The organism is Glycomyces algeriensis (assembly GCF_027622855.1).
GTDB classification, from domain to species: Bacteria; Actinomycetota; Actinomycetes; order Mycobacteriales; family Micromonosporaceae; genus Glycomyces; species Glycomyces algeriensis.
On sequence record NZ_JAPZVR010000002.1, the window covers coordinates 54,451 to 74,973 of the forward strand.

Annotated in this window: 16 protein-coding genes; 11 read left to right on the forward strand and 5 right to left on the reverse strand. The window is 70.3% G+C overall.

Features of this window, described 5'->3' with window-relative positions; translation table 11 throughout:
- Window positions 1-105 precede the first annotated feature (105 nt).
- Window positions 106-1,575 (reverse strand): glutamate synthase subunit beta, encoded by a 1,470-nt coding sequence (locus O2L52_RS03445; RefSeq protein ID WP_270113921.1) that lies wholly within the window; start codon window positions 1,573-1,575, stop codon window positions 106-108.
- Window positions 1,568-6,079, reverse strand: coding sequence for a glutamate synthase large subunit (gene gltB / locus O2L52_RS03450; protein ID WP_270113922.1), 4,512 nt, complete (start codon window positions 6,077-6,079; stop codon window positions 1,568-1,570). Before gltB ends, O2L52_RS03445 begins: the two co-directional genes overlap by 8 nt.
- A 357-nt stretch (window positions 6,080-6,436) precedes the next feature.
- Between gltB and O2L52_RS03455 the strand changes: the two genes are divergently transcribed.
- The 6 genes from O2L52_RS03455 to O2L52_RS03480 all read left to right on the forward strand — a co-directional run bounded on the left by O2L52_RS03455 (window position 6,437) and on the right by O2L52_RS03480 (window position 11,998).
- The gene (locus tag O2L52_RS03455) at window positions 6,437-7,390 is read left to right on the forward strand and encodes a hypothetical protein (RefSeq protein WP_270113923.1); all 954 of its coding nucleotides are present in this window, start codon (window positions 6,437-6,439) and stop codon (window positions 7,388-7,390) included.
- 225 nt (window positions 7,391-7,615) lie between these two features.
- Window positions 7,616-8,395 (forward strand): hypothetical protein, encoded by a 780-nt coding sequence (locus O2L52_RS03460; RefSeq protein WP_270113924.1) that lies wholly within the window; start codon window positions 7,616-7,618, stop codon window positions 8,393-8,395.
- Window positions 8,396-8,446: 51 nt separating this feature from the next.
- Window positions 8,447-9,394, forward strand: coding sequence for an RNA polymerase sigma factor SigJ (gene sigJ / locus O2L52_RS03465; protein WP_270113925.1), 948 nt, complete (start codon window positions 8,447-8,449; stop codon window positions 9,392-9,394).
- Window positions 9,395-9,509: 115 nt separating this feature from the next.
- On the forward strand, window positions 9,510-10,703 hold the full coding sequence (locus O2L52_RS03470) for an NAD(P)/FAD-dependent oxidoreductase (RefSeq protein ID WP_344472540.1): 1,194 nt from the start codon (window positions 9,510-9,512) through the stop codon (window positions 10,701-10,703).
- Between the two features lie 32 nt (window positions 10,704-10,735).
- Window positions 10,736-11,689, forward strand: a complete 954-nt coding sequence (locus tag O2L52_RS03475) for a hypothetical protein (protein WP_270113927.1) — start codon at window positions 10,736-10,738, stop codon at window positions 11,687-11,689.
- 3 nt (window positions 11,690-11,692) lie between these two features.
- Complete coding sequence (locus O2L52_RS03480; protein ID WP_270113928.1) at window positions 11,693-11,998, forward strand: hypothetical protein; 306 nt, start codon at window positions 11,693-11,695, stop codon at window positions 11,996-11,998.
- A gap of 51 nt (window positions 11,999-12,049) precedes the next feature.
- Here the strand turns inward: O2L52_RS03480 and hisS are convergent, their stop codons facing one another.
- Window positions 12,050-13,381 carry a histidine--tRNA ligase gene (gene hisS, locus O2L52_RS03485; RefSeq protein WP_270113929.1) on the reverse strand — a complete coding sequence of 444 codons (1,332 nt, stop codon included), beginning with the start codon at window positions 13,379-13,381 and terminating at the stop codon, window positions 12,050-12,052.
- A gap of 66 nt (window positions 13,382-13,447) precedes the next feature.
- Complete coding sequence (locus tag O2L52_RS03490) at window positions 13,448-14,122, reverse strand: MBL fold metallo-hydrolase (protein WP_270113930.1); 675 nt, start codon at window positions 14,120-14,122, stop codon at window positions 13,448-13,450.
- Window positions 14,123-14,284: 162 nt separating this feature from the next.
- Between O2L52_RS03490 and O2L52_RS03495 the strand changes: the two genes are divergently transcribed.
- From O2L52_RS03495 to O2L52_RS03510, 4 genes are all read left to right on the forward strand, one after another.
- A complete protein-coding gene (locus O2L52_RS03495) occupies window positions 14,285-14,602 on the forward strand; it encodes a hypothetical protein (RefSeq protein ID WP_270113931.1) in 318 nt (105 codons plus the stop codon).
- 33 nt (window positions 14,603-14,635) lie between these two features.
- A complete protein-coding gene (locus tag O2L52_RS03500; protein WP_270113932.1) occupies window positions 14,636-15,559 on the forward strand; it encodes a peptidylprolyl isomerase in 924 nt (307 codons plus the stop codon).
- 160 nt (window positions 15,560-15,719) lie between these two features.
- A complete protein-coding gene (locus O2L52_RS03505) occupies window positions 15,720-18,068 on the forward strand; it encodes a RelA/SpoT family protein (RefSeq protein ID WP_270113933.1) in 2,349 nt (782 codons plus the stop codon).
- Window positions 18,069-18,133: 65 nt separating this feature from the next.
- The gene (locus O2L52_RS03510; protein WP_270113934.1) at window positions 18,134-18,616 is read left to right on the forward strand and encodes a hypothetical protein; all 483 of its coding nucleotides are present in this window, start codon (window positions 18,134-18,136) and stop codon (window positions 18,614-18,616) included.
- 160 nt (window positions 18,617-18,776) lie between these two features.
- Here the strand turns inward: O2L52_RS03510 and O2L52_RS03515 are convergent, their stop codons facing one another.
- Window positions 18,777-19,988 (reverse strand): FAD-dependent monooxygenase, encoded by a 1,212-nt coding sequence (locus O2L52_RS03515; RefSeq protein WP_270113935.1) that lies wholly within the window; start codon window positions 19,986-19,988, stop codon window positions 18,777-18,779.
- A 143-nt stretch (window positions 19,989-20,131) separates the two neighbouring features.
- Here O2L52_RS03515 and O2L52_RS03520 point away from each other — a divergent pair, with 143 nt between their 5' ends.
- Complete coding sequence (locus O2L52_RS03520; protein ID WP_270113936.1) at window positions 20,132-20,386, forward strand: hypothetical protein; 255 nt, start codon at window positions 20,132-20,134, stop codon at window positions 20,384-20,386.
- Window positions 20,387-20,523: the final 137 nt, after the last annotated feature.

Consider the following 20,523-nt stretch of genomic DNA (forward strand, 5'->3'; position numbering starts at 1 on the left):
CTCCGCAGTTGAGAGGTGGAATTCACCGCTGCCGGAATGCAAATCGGAGATAGGCGGAATTGAGCGCAAGTAAATATTTACTCCGCTCAATTCCGCCTATTGCACTTACGCCGCGAGTGCCTGTGCGTTCGATTCGACCGGCGCCGGAAGCGCGGTCTGGCCACCCAGGAACTTGTGCGCGGCCGCGGCCGCGGCGCGGCCTTCGGCGATCGCCCATACGATGAGCGAGGCTCCACGATGGGCGTCGCCCGCGACGAACACGCCGGGCGCGTCCGTCTGCCAGTCGTCGCCGCAGTCGATCACGTTGCGGCGCGAGCGCTCGATCCCGAACTGCCGCAGCAGCGGCTGGTCCTCGGTGCCCGCGAAGCCGATGGCCAGCAGGACGAGGTCGGCCGGGACGATCTGCTCAGTGCCCTCCACGGGGAGGATGTCGCGGCGGCCCTGGGACTTGTCGACCCGGACCTCGCTGAAGCGCATCTGGCGCACGTGCCCGTGCTCGTCGCCGATGAACTCGGCGGCCGCGGACGCGTAGTTGCGCTCCCCGCCCTCCTCGTGCGCCGGGTAGTTGCGCACGATGACCGGCCAGGTCGGCCACGGGTCGCGGCCGGCGTCGCGCAGGTCCGGCGGCGTCGGGTACAGGTCGAGCTGGCGCACCGAGGCCGCGCCCTGCCGGTGGGCCACACCCAGGCAGTCCGCGCCGGTGTCGCCGCCGCCGATGATGACGACGTGCTTGCCCTTGGCGTCGATCGGCGCGAACGGGGCCTTGCCCGCGACCACCTGGTTGGCGCCCACGAGGTGCTCCATCGCCTGGTGGATGCCCGCGAGCTCGCGGCCCGGCTGCTCCGTCTCGCGCCCTTCGAGCGCGCCCACGGCCAGGATCACCGCGTCGTGGCGTTCACGCAGGTCCTCGGCGGTGATGTCCACACCGACGTTCACGTTGCACGCGAACTCGACACCTTCGGCCCGCATCTGCTCGACCCGGCGGTCGATCTGGTGCTTCTCCAGCTTGAAGTCCGGGATGCCGTAGCGCAGCAGGCCGCCGGGGGCGTCGTCGCGCTCGTACACCGTGACCGCGTGGCCCGCGCGGGCCAGCTGCTGGGCCGCCGCCAGGCCCGCCGGGCCCGAGCCGACGACCGCGACGGACTTGCCGCTGGAGGCCTCGGCCGGCTCCGGCCGGACGTTCGCGTCGTCGAACGCGCGGTCGATGATCTCGACCTCGATGTTCTTGATGGTCACCGGGTCGTCCCCGATGCCCAGCACGCACGCCGCCTCGCACGGGGCGGGGCAGAGCCGCCCGGTGAACTCCGGGAAGTTGTTCGTCGCGTGCAGCTGCTCGATGGCCGCGCCCCACCGGCCGGTGCGGGCCAGGTCGTTCCACTCGGGGATCCGGTTCCCCAGCGGGCAGCCGTTGTGGCAGAAGGGGATGCCGCAGTCCATGCAGCGCGACGCCTGGGCCGTCACCAGCTCCTTGGAGGTGCGGGTGTAGACCTCGCGGTTGTCGAGGATGCGCACCGGGACGGGGCGCTTCTTCGGCACGGCCCGGCCGTGCTCGAGGAATCCGCTCGGATCAGGCATTGGCGGCCTCCTTCTCGGTCAGGACGAGCGTGCGGGTCGTGATCGTGTCAATGGCTTGACGGGCGAGGACGGCCTTGTACTCGCGGGGGATGACCTTCGTGAAGCCGCTCGCGGCCCGCGGCCATTCGGCCAGCAGGTCCGCCGCGACCGCCGAGCCGGTGGCCCGGCCGTGGCGCAGCAGCAGCGAGTGGACCAGGTCGATGTCGGAGGCCGACAGCGGGTCCAGGTCCGCCAGCGCGGTGTTGGTGCGGGACTCGTCCAGGCGCCACACGTACGCCACGCCGCCGGACATGCCCGCGGCGAAGTTGCGGCCGGTGGGGCCGAGGACGAGGACGGTGCCGCCGGTCATGTACTCGCAGCCGTGGTCGCCCACGCCTTCGACGACGGCGACGGCGCCGGAGTTGCGGACGGCGAAGCGCTCGCCGACCTTGCCGCGGATGAAGACCTCGCCGGAGGTCGCCCCGTAGAGGAGCGTGTTGCCGGCGATGACGTTCTCTTCGGCCTTGAACGGGGCTCCGGCGTCGGGGGTGAGCACGAGGCGCCCGCCCGAGAGGCCCTTGCCGACGTAGTCGTTGGCGTCGCCCACGAGCTTGAAGCTCGCGCCTCGGGTGAGGAACGCGCCGAAGGACTGCCCTGCGGTGCCGCGGAACACGAGGTTCACGGTGTCGTCGGCGAGGCCTTCGCGGTGCGCGCGGGAGACCGCGGCGCCCAGGAGCGCGCCGACCGAGCGGTCGGTGTTGCGGATCTCGAGTTCGGCGGTGACCCGCTCGCCCTGCTCGATGGCGGGGCGGGCAATCTCGACGATGCGGGCGCCCAGGGTGCCCTCGACGCCGTGGTCCTGGACGGTGGCCTGCGTGCGCGGGCCTGGGACGGGGGCGGCGATGACGTTCGACAGGTCCACGCGGGAGGCCTTGCGGCCGGGTCCGGGGATCTGCTTGAGGCGCTCGACCGCGCCGATCGCCTCGTCGAGGGACCGGTAGCCGAGTTCGGCGAGGAGCTCGCGGACCTCTTCGGCGATGTAGCGGAAGAAGTTCTCGACGAACTCCGGTTCGCCGGTGTAGCGCTCGCGCAGGCGCGGGTCCTGGGTGGCGACGCCCACGGGGCACGTGTCGAGGTGGCAGACGCGCATCATGACGCAGCCGGTGACGACGAGCGGGGCGGTGGCGAAGCCGAAGCCCTCGGCGCCGAGGAGGGCGGCGACGATGACGTCGCGGCCTGTCTTCATGGCGCCGTCCACTTCGAGCTTGACGCGGTCGCGCAGGCCGTTGCGGATGAGGGTCTGCTGGGCCTCGGCGAGCCCGATCTCCCACGGGGTGCCCGCGTGCTTGATCGAGTTCGACGGGGAGGCGCCGGTGCCGCCGTCGTAGCCGGAGATGAGGATGGTGTCCGCCTTGGCCTTGGAGACGCCGGCGGCGACGGTGCCGACGCCGGTCTCCGAGACGAGCTTCACGTGGACCTCGGCGTCGCCGCCTCCGGCGTGCTTGAGGTCGTGGATGAGCTGGGCGAGGTCCTCGATCGAGTAGATGTCGTGGTGCGGGGGCGGGCTGATGAGGCCCACGCCGGGCGTGGCGTTGCGGGTGTCGGCGATCCAGGGATAGACCTTGTACCCGGGCAGCTGGCCGCCCTCGCCGGGCTTGGCGCCCTGCGCCATCTTGATCTGGATGGCGTCGGCCGTGGCGAGGTACTCCGAGGTGACGCCGAAGCGGCCGGAGGCGACCTGCTTGATCGCGCTGCGCCGCAACGGGTCGTAGAGCCGGTCGACGGCTTCGCCGCCCTCGCCGGAGTTGGAGCGCCCGCCGAGGCGGTTCATGGCGATCGCGAGGGTCTCGTGGGACTCCGCGGAGAGCGCGCCGTAGGACATCGCGCCGGTGTGGAAGCGCTTGACGATGGTCTCGACGGGTTCGACCTCGTCGAGCGGGACCGCCCTGCGGGACTCGTCGAAGCCGAGCATGCCGCGCAGCAGACCGGAGTCGGCGGCGATGGCGTTGACCTTCTCGGTGTAGCGCTTGAACACGTCGTACTGGCCCGAGCGGGTGGCGTGCTGGAGCAGGAACACCGTCTCGGGGTTGAACAGGTGCACCTCGCCTTCGCGGCGCCACTGGAAGTCGCCGCCCGGGGGCAGCGGCTCGGAGGTCTCGATCCTGCGCTCGTAGGCGGCGCGGTGGCGCTCGGCGACCTCTTTGGCGAGGGTCTGGAGGCCGATGCCGCCGATCGCGGAGTCGGTGCCGGTGAAGTACCGGTCGACGAAGTCCTCGTCGAGGCCGACGGCCTCGAAGATCTGGGCGCCGGTGTAGGAGGCGACGGTGGAGATGCCGATCTTCGACATCACCTTGAGCACGCCGCTGCACAGGCCCTGGATGTAGTTCTCGACGGCCTGGGCCGGTTCGAGGTCGACGACGCCCTCCGCGCACAGCTCTTCGATGGAGTCGAAGGCGAGGTACGGGTTGATGGCGGCGGCGCCGTAGCCGAGGAGGACCGCGGCGTGGTGCACGGTGCGGCAGTCGCCGGTCTCTACCAGGAGCGCGACCTTGGTGCGGGTCTGCTCGCGCACGAGGTGCTGGTGCACGGCGGCGGTGAGCAGGAGCGACGGGATCGGCGCGAGGTCGGCGGTGGAGTCGCGGTCGGAGAGCACGAGGATGCGCACGCCGTCCTCGATGGCCTCGGAGACGTGGCGGCAGATCTCGACCAGGCGGTCCTTGAGGCCGCGCGAGCCGTGGCGGGCCTTGTAGACGCCGGAGACGCGCACGGCTTTGAAGCCGGGCATGTCGCCGTCCTCGTCGATGTGGAGGATCTTCGCGAGCTCCTCGTTGCCGAGGATCGGGCGGGCGAGCTCGATCTGGCGGCACGAGTGCGGGCCGGGCTCGAGCAGGTTGCCCTCGGGGCCGACGGTGGTGCCGAGCGCGGTGACGAGCTTCTCGCGGATGGCGTCCAGCGGCGGGTTGGTGACCTGCGCGAACAGCTGCGTGAAGTAGTCGAACAGGAGCTTGGGGCGCTTGGAGAGGCCCGCGATGGGCGTGTCCGAGCCCATGGAGACCAGCGGCTCCTCGCCCTTGGACGCCATGGGCGCCAGGATGAGTCGCAGCTCCTCGTCGGTGTAGCCGAAGGTGAGCTGGCGGCGGCGCACGGACTCGGGGTCGTGGGCGACGGGCTCGCGCTCGGGCAGCTCCTCGAGGCGGATGAGCCCGGCGTGGAGCCAGTCCCCGTAGGGGTGCTCCTTGGCGAGGGCGTCCTTCACCTCTTCGTCGTCGAGGATGCGGCCGGCGCCGGTGTCGACGAGGAACATGCGGCCCGGTTCGAGGCGGCCCTTCTGGGCGACCTTGGAGGGCTCGATGTCGACGACGCCGGACTCGGAGGCGAGCACGACGAGGTCGTCGGTGGTGCGCCACCAGCGGGCGGGGCGCAGGCCGTTGCGGTCCAGGACCGCGCCGATCTGGACGCCGTCGGTGAAGCAGACCGCGGCGGGGCCGTCCCAGGGCTCCATGATCGAGGCGTGGTAGCGGTAGAAGTCGCGGCGCTTGGGGTCCATGGTCGCGTTGTGCTCCCAGGCCTCCGGCATCATCATGAGCATCGCGTGGGGCAGGCTGCGCCCGCCCAGGTGCAGGAGCTCGACGACCTCGTCGAAGTTCAGGGAGTCCGAGCCGCCCGGGGTGTTGATCGGGAAGAGCCGGCGCAGGCGGCCGGGCAGGGCCTCCGTGGCGAGCTCGGCCTGGCGCGCGGTCATCCAGTTGCGGTTGCCGCGGATGGTGTTGATCTCGCCGTTGTGCGCGACCATCCGGAACGGGTGGGCGAGCGGCCAGGACGGGAACGTGTTGGTGGAGAACCGCGAGTGGACGAGGGCGATGGCGCTCTGGAGGCGCTCGTCGGCCAGCTCGGGGTAGAACTGCGGGACCTGCGCGGGCGTGAGCATGCCCTTGTACACGATGGTGCGGGCCGAGAGGCCGACGATCGCGGAGCCGTCGAGGTGGCGCTCGCGCAGTTCGCGCTCGGCCTGCTTGCGCACGGCGAACGCGAGGCGGTCGAGGTCGAGTCCGGCGGCGGCCCCGTCCTCGGCGGCGAGGAAGACCTGGGAGACGCGGGGCTTGGAGGCCAGGGCGGCGGCGCCGAGGCCGGAGGCGTCGGTGGGCACGTCGCGCCAGCCGAGGACCGTGCAGCCCTCCGCGACGGCGTACTTCTCGACGATCGCGCGGGCGCGCGCGGTCGCGTCGTCGTCTTCGGGCGTGAAGACCAGGCCGGCGGCGTAGTGGCCGGCCTCGGGGAGGCTGAAGGCGACCACGGCGCGGTAATAGGCGTCGGGGATCTGCAGCATGATGCCCGCGCCGTCGCCCGAATCGGGGTCGGGGGCGGTCGCGCCGCGGTGCTCCATGCGCACGAGCGCGGAGAGACCGTGCTCGATGACACTATGGGCCGCCCTGCCTTGCATGTCCGCGACGAACGCGACACCGCAGGCGTCGTGTTCCCAAGCGGGGCGGTAAAGACCGGGCTCTGAGTTCAGGGCAGAACGCAACCGTGGCCTCCTTCGTCGTCGAGGGCTCCAGCAGCAGGTGGGGGCGCGGAGCACTACGGTGTTTCATACGGGACGACGTCGGCCCGAGAGAATGCAAAGTGTCAGACGAGTGTAATGCATCGCTCATCTGATGGACACCATCGTCCTACGATCCGAGCAGGTGGAGCGGTTTTTCTCACCTGTGCGGCGGAAACCGCGCAACCGGTTCGTAATGGCCGCGTAACGCGTCCGCACAGGCGGGGCGGGCGGCGCGAACCGGTGGCGGCCGGTGGTTAGAGTGAAGGCACATTCGCGCGGTGCCCATCCCCCGTGCAGGGACACCCCTTCCACAGTACGTTCGCAAGGAGCAATGCACCAATGAGCTATCCCCCGCCCCCTGGCTACGGGCAGCAGTCGCAGCCGCAGCAGCCGGGCTACCCGCCCCAGCAGCCGGGCGGGTACGCCCCCCCGTCGGCGCAGCAGCCTTACGGCCAGCCGTCCCAGCCCGGCGGCTACGGCGCCCCGCAGCAGCCCGGTTTCCCGCCGCCCCAGCAGCCGGGCAACCCCTACGGCCCGCCCCCGATGCCGCCGCCCACCTCGCGCGGCGGCGGCGGCCTCGTCGCGAAGATCCTCGGCGGCGTCGGCGTCCTGGTCATCGGCGTGATCATCGTGATCGTCCGGGCCTTCGCCGGCGGCGACTCGGGCAACGACTCCGACAGCACCGGCACCGACACCACCCTCTCCAACGAGGAGATGGACGCCGCTGAGGCGGCCGCGGTCGGCGACTGCATGTCCGACGCCCTGACCAGCGTCGACGCCGACCTGGTCGTCCCCTGCGACGACCCGGCCGCGTACTGGACGATCACCCAGGTCTCCGACGACTCCGGCGCCGAAGTCGACTTCTCGGGCGAGCTGACCGACCCGTCGATCGCCGCCTCGGTCTGCGGCCAGGAGTACATGGGCTGGACCCCGGGCGCGCTGTGGCAGTCGTACCAGTACGTCTACACCGAGGACATCTCGGGCGTCGGCGGACCGGTCGACTACCTCTACTGCGTCGAGGCGATCGACAAGGAGGACGCCGAAGGCGGCCGCCCGGTCACGCCCGACACCGGCGCCTGCACCGACACCAGCCTGCGGACGTTCGACTGCTCGAACGCCCTGGCCACCTACCTCGTCGACGAGGTCGAGACCTACGACCCGCCGATCGACGAGCTCTCGTTCGACTCCACGACCGCGCTGGGCGGCTGCCCGGACTCGGACTACTACGCCACCCCGGTCACCGGTGCGGACGGACTCGTCTACTTCGCCTACTGCAGCAGCGACAACGCCTAACCGAACACCGCTAGCAGCGAAGGGCCGCCCCCGTTCGGGGGCGGCCCTTCCGCTTGCGCCGGTGCCGATTCGCCCGTGCCTCCACGAGGTACTGAGGGACCGCCGGGTGTCACGTCGAGCGCCTGCGGAGACTGGTGGGACGAGGACATCGCACGAGAGCAATATGATGGAACCCAAGCGCATCCATAACGCCCTCGAGCCCTCGGCCACGCGACGGAGAACCCCATGACCTATCCCCCGCCGAACCCCTACGACCCCAACCAGTCGCCTGGATACGGTCAGCCCTCGCCCGCACCCCAGCACTACACGACCGACGCCGACCCGTACTCCCGCCCCGACCCGTACGGCCCCGGCGTCGGCTACCAGACCGCCCCGAGCCACCCCGGCAGCGCCCCGCCCGGGCAGCCCTACTCCCCCGGCCCCGCGTACCCGCAGACCGGCGGCTACCCGCAGCCCCCGGTGGGCCCCGGCGGCGCCTTCCAGCCCGGCCAGGCCGCGCCCCCGCCGCCGGGCGGGAACTCGAACACCCCGCTCATCATCACCCTCGTCGTGGTCGTCATCGCCGTCATCGGCGGCGGGATCATGCTGGGCCTCAGCATGAGCGGCGACGACGACCCCGACCCGACCGAGTCGACCTCCGCCGCGGAGGAGACCAGCGAAGCGGCCGAGGAGACCACCGCCGCCGAGCCGACCGAGGAGGCGACCACCGAGGGCGAGTCGGTCTACCGCGTTCCGGCCGAAGGCGAGTGCATCGAGAACAATCCCGAGGGCTTCTACGTCGTCGACTGCGGATCGGACCTGGCCTACTGGGAGGTCCTGCGGGTCGTCCAGAGCCCCGAGGACCCCGAACCGACCGACGCCGGCCACGCGGTCGCCGCCGCCAATGCCTGCGACGGCAGCGGCAACACCAACTACTACTACACGGACACCGCGATCGCGGCCGGCCGCGACTGGGACCCCGAGCTCGACTCGATCACCGCGGTCTACTGCGTGAAAGAGGTCTAGGGCCGCAGCCGGACTCGACGCTCGCGTCCGGCTGCGGGATACGATCGGCCCATGCCCGTCACCGCCACCGAACTCGACCGGTTCGAGGCCTCCAGGCCCCGCCTGGAGGCCATCGCCTACCGCCTCCTCGGCTCGGCGGCCGAAGCCGAGGACGCCGTCCAAGAGGCCTTCCTGCGCTGGCAGGCGACCGACCGCGACCGCATCGAGGTGCCCGAGGCGTGGCTGACGAAGGTGCTCACGAACCTGTGCCTCAACCAGCTCACGTCGGCGCGGGCGCGGCGTGAGACCTATGTGGGCGAATGGCTGCCGGAGCCGCTGTTCGCGGGCGACCCGATGCTCGGCCCGGCCGACACCGCCGAGCAGCGCGAATCGGTGTCCTTCGCGGTGCTGACCCTCATGGAGCGGCTGGCCCCGGTCGAGCGCGGCGTGTACGTGCTGCGCGAGGCGTTCGGCTACACGCACCGCGAGATCGCCGAGTTCATCGAGATCACCGAGGCGTCGAGCCAGCAGATCTTCCACCGCGCCAAGAAGCACCTCGCGGACGGCAAGCCCCGCAAGGAGATCGACGAGGCGGACGCCCGCCGGATCGTCGAGGAGTTCCTGGCCGCCGCGACCGGCGGCTCGGTCGCGCCCCTGGTGCAGCTGCTCACCGAGAACGCCGTGTCGATCGGCGACGGCGGCGGCCGGGTCCCCGCCCGCACCAAGCCGTACCAGGGCGCGACAGCGGTCGCGAAGTTCCTCTGGGGCCTGTTCCGGCCCGCCCAGGCCAAGCGGAAGATCGTCGGCGGCTCGCCCGAGGTCTACGCGTGGACCGCCAACGGCGAGCCCGCCGCGGTCGCGGTCCTCGACGGCCGCGTCATCGGCGTCATGTGCATCGAGGTCGGCGAGGACGGCATCGCCGTGTTCCGCAACCAGGTCAACCCGGACAAGCTCGAGCGCGCGACGGCCCAGTGGGCCGCGGTCGACCACGGCGAACCGCTGATCCTCGCCGCCTTCTAACACCATGTGACGTGCTTCACTCTCAGCTCCTGTCAGGAATCGCGGGGCCGCCCGGTTCAAGTGGCGAACCCGAACCAGACAGGAGCACGCCATGTTCCATGGCCAGAAGCACAGCATGCAGCACCGCATCCTCGTCCTCGGCGCCGGCTATGCCGGTGCCAGCGCCGCCGGCCGCCTCGCTCGTCGCCTGCGCCCCGAGGACGTCAGCATCACCCTCGTCAACGCCGAGCCCGACTTCGTCGAGCGCGTCCGGATGCACCAGGTGGCCGCCGGACAGGACCTGAAGGTGCGCCCGCTCGCGGACATGCTGCGGGGCACCGGTGCCGAACTGCACCTCGCGAAGGTCACCGCGGTCGACGTCGACCGCAAGACCGTCGCGGTCGTCGACGCGGACGGCGCCGCCGAACTCGAGTACGACACGCTCGTCTACGCCCTCGGCAGCGGCTGGAACGACATGGGCGTCCCCGGCGCCGCCGAGCACGCCTACGAGGTCGCGAGCCGCCCCGGCGCACTCAAGGTCCGGGAGCGGCTGGCCCGCATGGACGCCGGGCAGACCGTCGTTGTCGTCGGCGGCGGCCTCACCGGCGTCGAGGCGGTCACCGAGATCGCCGAGGCCCGGCCCGACCTGGACGTCGCCATCGCCGTCCGCGGCGGCTTCGGCGACTGGCTCACGCCCAAGGCCCAGGAGCGCCTGCGCACGGTCGCCGCGAAGCTCGGCATCACCGTGCACGAGCACGCCGCCGTCACGGCGGTCCGCGCCGACGCGGTGGAGACCGGAACCGGTGCTATCCCGGCCGCGCTCGCGATCTGGACCACCGGCTTCGCCGTCCACCCGATCGCCGCCGCGACCGCGTTGGAGGTCACCGAGCGGGGCCAGATCGTCGTGGACCGCGACATGCGCTCGGTCTCGCACCCCGACGTCTACGCCGTCGGCGACGCGGGATACGCGATGAGCGACGTCGACAAGCCGCTGCGCATGTCGTGCGCCTCGGGCACCCCGATGGCCTGGATCGCCGCCGACGCCATCGCGGCGGAGCTGACCGGCGGCAAGCGCGGCAAGACCGCCCTGGCCTACACGCAGCAGTGCATCTCGCTGGGCCGCAAGGAGGGCCTGATCCAGTTCGTCACCGCCGACGACCAGGTCAAGACCACCTGGCTCCGCGGCCGCACCGCGGCCCTCTACAAGGAGTTCATCTGCAAGGGCGCCGCCTGGGCCGCCGCCAACCCGACCATAGGCCTCCCCACCCGCCGCAAGCCTATCCTCAAGGCCCGTAATGCAAAAGGCACGGCCACAAAGGCACTCGCCTAGGCCCCCAACGACTTCACCTCCACCGCGCTGCGGTGGAGGTGAAGTCCGTCTCTAACGAGAAAATGACAAAGGTTACGTGTTTTGTCCTCGTCCGAGTGATTCCTAGCCTCGTAAGGGTGACAACGAACGTCCACGACACTCCATTGAAGCTATGCAGAGAAAAGCCAGGATTCGCGGCCGAACTCGCGGGCGAAATCCTCGGCCTCCCGATCCCGGAGCACGACGAGATCCTTCCGTACTCCGAGTCCGGCACCGACCCAGAGGTCCGAGACCTCAACGCCGACAACGTGGTCGTCTGCCGCCAGGGCAAGGCCAACCGGCTCGGCATCATCGTCGAGGTCCAGCGCGAGAAGGACAAACGCAAGCTGATCTCCTGGCCCGCATACCAAGTCAACTTCCGCCACCGGATCCAAGCGCCTACGGTGCTCATCGTCGTCTGCCCGAACCCCACGGTGGCGGCCTGGGCGGCCGAACCGATCGAGACCGGCCAACCCGCGAGCGCCTTCCGGATGCAGGTGCTCAGCCCGGACAACTACCCGAAGCTCTTCGAGAACTCGGAATCCGGAGCGCTCGCCGAGCGGATGGTGCTCGGCACCCTCATCCACGAGCGGTCGGATGACATCAGACGACTCCTCGTCGCCGCCGAAGCAGAGCTCGCGCCGCTCCCCGAGGATAAGGCGAAACGATACACTGAGTACATGTTGGGGCAGCTCAGCGAGCACCCCCGCACGATCCTGGAGGCCTTGATGAAGCAAGAGACGTACCCGTACCAGAGCAAGCTCCTCGCCGACCGCGAAGCCCGAGGCGAGGCCAAGGGCAGAGTCGAGGAAGCAACGGAGACCCTCCTCGAACTCATCGAGACGCGTGGGATGCGGATCACGGAGAACGAGCGCCGCCGCATCGAAGACTCGGGGGACCTGGAACAGCTCCGCAACTGGCGGAAACTCGCGTTCACCGCAAGGTCCGCCGCCGACATTTTCGGCTGATCCGTGACTGACACCGACGAAGAAACGCTCGCAGCGCTCTTGAGAAGCAAGCCCCACCTTTACCAGAGCAGTGTCATGCTCGCGCGCGAAGCCAGAGGATTCGAGCTGGGTAAGGCTAAAGGAAGGGCCGCGGGCACCGCTGAAGCCCTGCTGCAGATGATCGTCGCTCGTGGGCAGGAACTCTCCGATGAGCAGCGCGCCAGAATTCACGAATGCGACGACACCGCTCAACTTATGGACTGGATCAGGCGCGCCTCTAAGCTCCCGTCTATGTACGACGTCCTCGGAATCCGAGATCCCTGGATTTGAACAGACCCCCTGATATCAGGGCGGGCGCCCGTTCGGGCGCCCGCCTCTTCGCTATTCGGCGGTGACGATCGTCGGGTGGAGGTCTTCGGCCGGGGGGTTCCAGGCGTCGACGTCGACGGTGGTCTGGTCGCCGGAGCGGATGTCCTTGATCTGGGTGCCCTCGTCGTTGGTGAAGAGCACAAAGGGGATGCCGCGCTTGTCGGCGAACTTGATCTGCTTGCCGAACTTCGCCGCCGAGGGCGAGACCTGGGTCGGGATGCCGCGCCCGCGGAGGCGCTGGGCGAGGGCGTTGGCGGCGGGGCGCTCGTCCTCGTTGGCCAGCGCGACGAGGACGCAGGTGGGGACCTCGCGGGTGGCGTCGAGCGCGCCGGACTGGAGCAGGGGCACCAGGAGGCGGGAGACGCCGATCGACAGGCCCACACCGGGATAGGTGTGCTTGCCGTCGGAGGCGAGCTTGTCGTAGCGCCCGCCCGAGCAGACCGAGCCGAGGTGCTCCTGGCCTTCGATGAAGACCTCGTAGACCGTGCCGGTGTAGTAGTCCAGGCCGCGCGCGATCTTCATGTCCGCGACGACGAAGCCGGGTGCTTCCGCGGCGACGGCGGCGACGACCGCGGCGAGTTCGTCCAGGCCCTCGTCGAGGAGCGGGTCGGTGACGCCCAGGGCGCGGATCTGCTCGACGAACGAGGTGTCGGCGGTGCTGATCGAGGCGAGCTTGAGGCAGGCCTCGGCCTGCTCGGGGGTCGCGTCGACGGTGTCGATGAGGAGCTTGGCGACGGCGTCGTGCCCGATCTTGTCGAGCTTGTCGATGATCCGCAGCGCCTCTTCGGTGTCGCGGATGCCGAGGCCCTGGTAGAAGCCCTGGGAGAGCTTCCGGTTGTTGACGTGCATGCGCAGCTTCGGCAGGGGCAGGCCGCGCAGGGCGTCCGCGACGACGAGGGCGACCTCCACCTCGTAGTGCGCGGGCAGTTCGCCGAGGTCGACGATGTCGATGTCGGCCTGCCAGAACTCGCGGTAGCGGCCGCTCTGGGGGCGCTCGCCGCGCCAGACGGGCTGGATCTGGTAGCGGCGGAACGGGAAGTTGAGCTTCCCGGCGTTCTCGAGGACGTAGCGCGCGAAGGGCACGGTCAGGTCGAAGTGCAGGCCGAGCGCGTCGTCGCCGGCGGGTTCGGTGTCCTCGGCCTGGAGGCGGCGCAGGACGTAGACCTCTTTGGAGGTCTCGCCTTTGCGCAGCAGCTGGTCCATGGGTTCGACGGCGCGGGTCTGGAGGTTCGCGAAGCCGTGGAGTTCGAAGGCGCGGCGGAGGTGGTCGACGACCTGCTGCTCGACGATCCGCTGCCGGGGCAGCAGTTCGGGGAATCCCGAGAGCGGCTGGGGTCGTGACATGGCGGTCTCCTAGCGTGTTCGGTGAACGTGGTGTGCAGAGAAAAAGAGCGGCGCGGCGGGGCGCGGCTAATGGTCGAGCTGGGCCGCGCGCTTGAGGTACGGGTTGCGGGCGCGTTCGGCCGCGATGGTGGTGCTGGGGCCGTGCCCGGGCAGGACGATCGTGGCGTCGTCGAGCGGGAGGACCTTGTCGCGCAGGGTGTGCTGCATGGCCGCGTCGCTGCCGCCGGGCAGGTCGGTGCGGCCGATCGCGCCGCGGAAGAGGACGTCCCCGGTGACCGTGTACAGGCCTTCGTCGTCGGCGGTGTGGAACATGGCCGAGCCGGCGGTGTGGCCGGGGGCGTGGTCGACGGTGAAGCGCATCCCGGCGAGGTCGATGACGCCGCCGTCGGCGAGGGCCTGGACGTCGTCGGGTTCGGTCCATTCGAGGCCGGTGCCCACGAGCGACATCATGTTGGCGCTGAAGCCCTTGGCGGGGTCCTCGAGGAGGTGGCGGTCGGCGGTGTGGATGTAGGCGGGGATGTCGCTGGCGCCGCACACCGGGCTCACGGAGAAGGTGTGGTCGAGGTGCCCGTGGGTGAGGACCACGGCGACGGGCTTGAGGCCGCGTTCGGCGAGGAGGTCCTCCAGGCGGGGCGCGATGCCGATGCCCGGGTCGACGACCACGCACTCGGATCCGGGACCGGCCGACAGCACGTAGCAGTTCGTGCCGAACGCATCCGCCACCAGCGTCTCGATGAGCAACCGCTCCCCCTCCCTTCGCCGGGTCAGGATACACCGGGCATCCTGCGGTGACGCGTCTGACGTGACCCGGCTAAACTGCGGAACTCGTAACCCCTGAAACGGGCGGTGTGCGTACTTACGGTTCGCAGGCATCGCCGAGACCGGTCATACGTAGGAGGCCAGGTGCCCGCCAAGTCCAAGCACATGGAGCAGCGCAAGCAGCGCATCGCGAACGCGAAGAAGAACGCGCGCCTCGCGGTCAAGCTGCGCCGCCGCCGGCAGCTGCAGGCGCTGGGCGGGCTCCTCGCGGTCGCCGCGGTGCTGACCCTCGCCTACCTGTGGCAGTCGGGGTTCTTCGAGGACGAGGAGCCCGCGGCCGAGGAGACCCCCACCTCCGAGGTGACCGAGGCCCCGCTCGACCCCAGCGCGACGGTGGACCCCACCGCGTCCGCAGAGCCCTCGGAAGCACCTTCCGAGACCCCCTCCGAAACGACCGAGTAAGTACCCCCGTACGCGCGACGAAGGAGATCGACGGTGGCGTCGAAACAAGCCCAGCGCCAGGCCGCCCGGCAGCAGCTGCAGGAGCGCATGGCCGCGAAGGCCCAGCAGGAGCAGCACAAGCGCAAGAACGGCTGGATCATCGGCGCCGTCGGCGGTGTCCTCGTCCTCGCGGCCGCCGCGGTCGTCATCGGCGTGAACGTGTCGAAGTCGGACGACGGCGACTCGGGCGCGGTCGGCGGCGACCTGGCGACGCTCGTCGACGAGGCCGAGGCCGCTTCGACGCGCTGCGACGGCATCGAGCCCAGCGGTGAGGGCGCCGTGGGCACCGCCACCGAGGGCGTCACGGACGGGCAGCCCGCCCAGGACGTCTACCTCGAGTGCGTGCAGATGAGCACGCCCGACGCCTCGGCGTCCGAGGACTGCATGTACACCTCCGCTGACGGCACGAGCCCGACCCCGCCGGGGACCGAGCCCGCCGCGGGCACCCAGCAGATGACGATCGTGACCAACCTGGGCACGATCACCGCTGACATCAACACGGCGGAGGCCCCGTGCACCGCCGGCTCCTTCACGCACCTCGCGAAGGACGGCTACTTCGACGACCAGCAGTGCCACCGCGTGGTCACCGACGGCATCTGGGTCCTGCAGTGCGGCGACCCCGACGCGCGCGCCGCGATCGAGGCCGGCACGCCGGAGATGGCGGGCCAGGGCTCCCCGGGCTACTCGTACGGCGAGGAGAACCTGCCGGTCCAGGCCGCGGGCAACTACCCGGTCGGGACCATCGCGATGGCGAACGCCGGCCCCGGCACCACGGGCAGCCAGTTCTTCATCGTGTACAAGGACACGCAGCTGCCCGCCGACTACACGATCCTCGGCCAGGTGACCGCCGGTCTCGACATCGTCGAGCAGGTGGCGGCCGCCGGTGCGATGCAGGTGGCCGTCCCGGGCGGCATGTAGCACGCCCTGCCGGTCCGCTCCGGGTATTGGTGTGCGATCACACCGCCCAGCGCGGTAGTGCAAAGATATGCCTCGCAGGCGTCGGCAAGTAGGATGGAGCTCGAGGCTTTGTTGATCATTTGCGAAGTCGTCGATCCGTGCTGATACCGAGGAGGCGTGCGTGGTGACCGAGCGAGCCGCGTCCGGCAAGTCCGCTGACGCCGCGCCCGCCCCGGGCGGCCCGATCGGGCCCCCGACCGGGCGGCGGATGCGGGCCCGGCTGGCGCGCTTCAACGCGCCCTGGCAGGCCTCGCAGCTCCCGGAGGTCCTCGAGCCGCTGGTGGCCGCCCACCGGGCCGCGCACCCGCGCGCCGACGTGCGGCTGCTCCAGCAGGCCTACACGCGGGCGGAGGAGCTGCACAACGGGCAGTTCCGCAAGTCCGGCGACCCCTACATCACGCACCCGCTCGCGGTCTCCTCGATCCTGGCCGAGCTGGGCATGGACACGAACACGCTCGTGGCCGCGCTGCTGCACGACACGGTGGAGGACACCGACTACCGGCTCGAGGAGCTGTCGGAGGAGTTCGGCGGCGAGGTCGCGCTGCTCGTCGACGGCGTCACCAAGCTCGACAAGGTGAAGCTCGGCGACGCGGCGAAGGCCGAGACGATCCGCAAGATGGTCGTGGCGATGGCCAAGGACCCGCGGGTGCTCGTCATCAAGCTCGCCGACCGCCTGCACAACATGCGGACCCTGACGTTCCTGCCGCCCGAGAAGCAGGAGCAGAAGGCCCGCGAGACGCTGGAGATCCTCGCCCCGCTCGCCCACCGCCTGGGCATGAACACCATCAAGTGGGAGCTGGAGGACCTGTCCTTCGCGACGCTCTACAAGAAGCGCTACTCGGAGATCGCGCGCCTGGTCTCGGAGCACTCCCCGCAGCGGGAGATGCTGCTCCAGCAGGTGATCACGCAGGTCAAGGACCACTTGAAGAACTCGCGCATCAAGGCCGAGGTCTCCGGGCGGCCGAAGCACCTGTACTCGATCTACCAGAAGATGATCGTGCGCGGCCGCGACTTCAACGACATCTACGACCTGGTGGGTCTGCGCATCCATGTCGAGAGCGAACGGGACTGCTACGCGGCCCTCGGGGTGATCCACGCGAACTGGCAGCCGGTGCCGGGGCGCTTCAAGGACTACATCGCGATGCCGAAGTTCAACATGTACCAGTCGCTGCACACCACGGTGATCGGTCCGAACGGCAAGCCGGTGGAGATCCAGATCCGCACGTGGGCGATGCACCGCACCGCCGAGTACGGCATCGCCGCGCACTGGAAGTACAAGGAGACCAAGAACTCCACTGTGGCCGGTCCCCCGGCCCACATCGACGACATGGCGTGGCTGCGCCAGCTGCTGGACTGGCAGCGCGAGGCCGCCGACCCGTCCGAGTTCCTCGACGCGCTCCGCTTCGACCTGGCGTCCTCCGAGGCGTACGTGTTCACGCCCAAGGGCGACGTGGTCGCCCTCCCGGCGGGCTCGACCCCGGTGGACTTCGCGTACGCCGTGCACACCGAGGTCGGCAACCGCTGCATCGGCGCGCAGGTCAACGGCAAGATCGTGCCGCTGGAGTCGACCCTGTCGAACGGCGACGTGGTCGAGGTCTTCACCTCGAACTCCCAGGACGCCTCGCCCAGCGAGGACTGGCTGGGCTTCGTCAGGAGCCCGCGCGCCCGCACCAAGATCAAGCAGCACTTCAAGCGCGAGCGCCGCGAAGAGGCGATCGAGCTGGGCAAGGACGAGCTGACGCGGGCCATGCGCAAGCGCCGGCTCCCGCTGCAGCGCATGCTCACCCACGACAACCTGACGTCGCTCGCGAAGGACCTGAACCTCAAGGACGTCGAGGCGCTGTACGCGGCCCTGGGCGAGCACCACGTCTCGCCCACGCAGGTCGTGCAGCGGCTTCTGGACGTCCAGGGCGGGGCCGAGGGCGCCGCCGAGGACATGGCCGAGGCCACCGCGCCCACGCAGCCGGCCCGGATCGTTCCGGAGGCGCACGGCGACATCCACGCCGCCGTCACCGTGGCGGGCATGGAGGAGGGCGAGATGCCGGTGCGCCTCGCCCACTGCTGCAACCCGATCCCGGGCGACCCGATCATCGGCTTCGCCACGCGCTACCACGTGATCTCGGTGCACCGCAGGGACTGCGAGAACGCCGAGGAGCGCATCGAGCTGCAGCCCGACCGGGTGCTCGAGGTGCACTGGTCCCATGAGGACGACCAGGCGACGTTCGTCGCGACCGTGCAGGTCGAGGCGCTCGACCGCCACCGGCTGCTCGCGGACGTCACGCAGGTCCTCTCGGGCGAGCGGGTCTCGATCCTCTCGGCCACGGTGACCACGACCCGCGACCGGGTCGCGTTGTCCCGCTTCACGTTCGAGATGGCCAACCCGGAGCACCTCGACCACATCATCAAGGTCATCCGCAAGGTCGACGGCGTGTACGACGCGTACCGCCTCACCGGCGCCGAGCGCTCCTGACCGCACCGCGGCGCCGACCGGTAGGTTGGGGCGGTTCCCGTACCAACCCAACGGAAAGCGTTGACATGACAGAGCTCTCCGCCTTCGCCGGCGACGACCTCGACCTGCTCCTGGACACCCCCGGCGTGGTCATGAAGGGCGCGATCGTCGCCGACGGCCACAGGAACGCCCTCGCGTTCCTCAAGGAGGTCACCGCCGGCGCCAAGGAGTTCCGGGCCGCGCAGCGCCACGAGAACCCCTTCGTGAAGGCCGTCGCCACCCGCCTGCGCGAGCGCGGCACCGACGCCGCCGAAGACGACCGCGAGCTGCCGTTCGACGACGAGGCGATGACCCAGGCGCTCAAGCAGGCCGGGGACGCCACCGCGCTCCTGCGCGACCGCGCCGACGCGGCCGACGCCGACGCGTACGCCGAATGGCTCCTGCGGATCGCCACCGTCATCGCCGAGTCCGTGAAGACCAAGGACGGCGGCTTCTTCAGCAAGAAGGTCGCTATCTCCGAAGGCGAGCGGGTCTTCCTCGACCAGCTCGCCCAGGTCCTCGGCCGCTAGGGGGTGTTTGAGAAGTCCCGGCGAGTCGGTATCCGAGTCCATTCGTTCGCTCGCAAGGCCGAGGGGCCCCTGCATACCGGTGTTGTATGCAGGGGTCCTGACAACGCAGTGAGCGGGTGAATGGGCCGGATAGCGGCCGGCGGGGTTTCTCAAACACTCCCTAGACCGGCACCGGCTCGTCCCAGTCGATGGTGTGGCCGTACTGCCAGGCCGTCTTCTCCGGAGTCGTGAAGCGCGCCATGAAGAACGGCATCAGCGCGTCCCTGAAGCGGGCGGCGACCGGACCGGCGGCCTTCGACTGGTTCGTGCGCGCCGCCGTGGCGATGACGCGTTCGACGCGCTCCCGGCGGGCCCGCTCGTAGGCCTGGAAGGCCTGCGGCACGGGCAGGTCGCGCAGGCACCGCGCCAGCTCGACCGCCGATTCGGCCGCGAGGCTCGCGCCCTGGCCCGAGGAGGGCGAGGTGGCGTGCGCGGCGTCGCCGATGAGCGCGATCCGGCCCTTGGACCAGACGGGCACGTGTGGCAGGTCCTCCAGCGGCGACGCCGGGATGAACGCATCGGGCGTCACGTGGTCGAGGATCCGGGCCGCCGCGCTCCGGTCGTCCGCGAACAGCGTGCGCATCAAGGCGATCCACTCCTCGAACGAGGTGCCCTGCAGCTGCTCCCGGGTGAAGGTCTTGAACGGCAGGTTCGCGAACCAGCCGGTGCGCTCGCCGTCCGAGACGTGCCCGAAGAACGCCTTGCGGCCGAACACCATGTGGAATGCGCCTCCGGTGTCGCTCACGCCGAGCGGCGTCTCGCTCCACCCGCCCAGGCCGATGAGGCCCGTGTAGTGCGGCTTCGGCGAGGCCGGGTCGATCAGACCGCGCACTGTGGAGCGGATGCCGTCGCAGCCGATCAGCAGGTCCGCTTCGGCGGTCGTGTGGTCGTCGAACTGGGCGATGACGCTGCGACCGGTGTCCACCGCGTCCACGAACCGCTTGCCGTACACGACCGGCACGCCCGCGGCCGCCGCGTGCGCCTGGAGCAGTTCGGCCATGCGCCCGCGCGGCAGGGTCGTGGTGGCCGGGAGGTCGGGGGCGGACTCGATCGTGCCCAGGACCTTGCCCGATCCGGAGTGGATGGTCATCCGCGGTGTCGGGATGCCCTCCCCCGCAAGGGCCCGGTCCGCGCCGACCACGCGCAGGGCGCTCAAGCCGTTGGAGGCCAGCGTCAGGGGCCCGCCGCGCGAGCCGGTGCCCGGACGGTAAGCCTCGAACACGGTGGCTTCGATCCCGGCCTTGAGCAGGGCCAGCGCGGCCGCTGGACCGGCCACGCCGCCGCCGATGACGATCGCGGTGCGGGCCCGCCCGGTGCGTTCCATGTCGTTCATGGGGCGACCGTACGGCGCAAGCGGCCCCCGCCGCGTCATCCTCCGGTAGCGTCCGGGGATCGACCGGGGATGTATCCGAAATTCCGGCGAGGCCCCTCACCCGCCCCTATAGTGAAGTCGACTCACACAGGAGGGGTTTCATCGTGGGGATGCAGGACAAGTTCAACGAGGCCAAGGACAAGGCCACGGACAAGACCAGCGACGTCAGGGACAAGACCTCGGACCGGACCGGCGACATGCGGGACAAGAACCGGACCGGCATGAAGGACAAGGCCGAGGATCTGTACAACAAGGCCAAAGAATCGCCCGCCGGCGATAAGATGGACGAATACGCCGACAAGGCGAAAGAGAAGGCCCAGGGCCTCCTCGGCAAGATGAAGGGCGACAACGCCCGGTAACGCACGCGGCCCCGCGCCGCCGGTTCACGACGAGCCACCAGCGCGGATCGGGGGGGGGGGCGCCCCCGGGGGGCCCGCGGCGGGGGGGGGGGGGGGGGGGGGGGGCTGGGGGCGGGGGGGAGTTGGGGGCCGCCCGG

Coding starts and splice junctions, on each gene's coding strand:
- O2L52_RS03445 (WP_270113921.1), bottom strand. CDS start 1,575: ATGCCTGATCCGAGCGGATTCCTCGAGCACGGCCGGGCCGTGCCGAAG.
- O2L52_RS03455 (WP_270113923.1), top strand. CDS start 6,437: ATGAGCTATCCCCCGCCCCCTGGCTACGGGCAGCAGTCGCAGCCGCAG.
- O2L52_RS03460 (WP_270113924.1), top strand. CDS start 7,616: ATGACCTATCCCCCGCCGAACCCCTACGACCCCAACCAGTCGCCTGGA.
- sigJ (WP_270113925.1), top strand. CDS start 8,447: ATGCCCGTCACCGCCACCGAACTCGACCGGTTCGAGGCCTCCAGGCCC.
- O2L52_RS03470 (WP_344472540.1), top strand. CDS start 9,510: ATGCAGCACCGCATCCTCGTCCTCGGCGCCGGCTATGCCGGTGCCAGC.
- hisS (WP_270113929.1), bottom strand. CDS start 13,381: ATGTCACGACCCCAGCCGCTCTCGGGATTCCCCGAACTGCTGCCCCGG.
- O2L52_RS03510 (WP_270113934.1), top strand. CDS start 18,134: ATGACAGAGCTCTCCGCCTTCGCCGGCGACGACCTCGACCTGCTCCTG.
- O2L52_RS03515 (WP_270113935.1), bottom strand. CDS start 19,988: ATGAACGACATGGAACGCACCGGGCGGGCCCGCACCGCGATCGTCATC.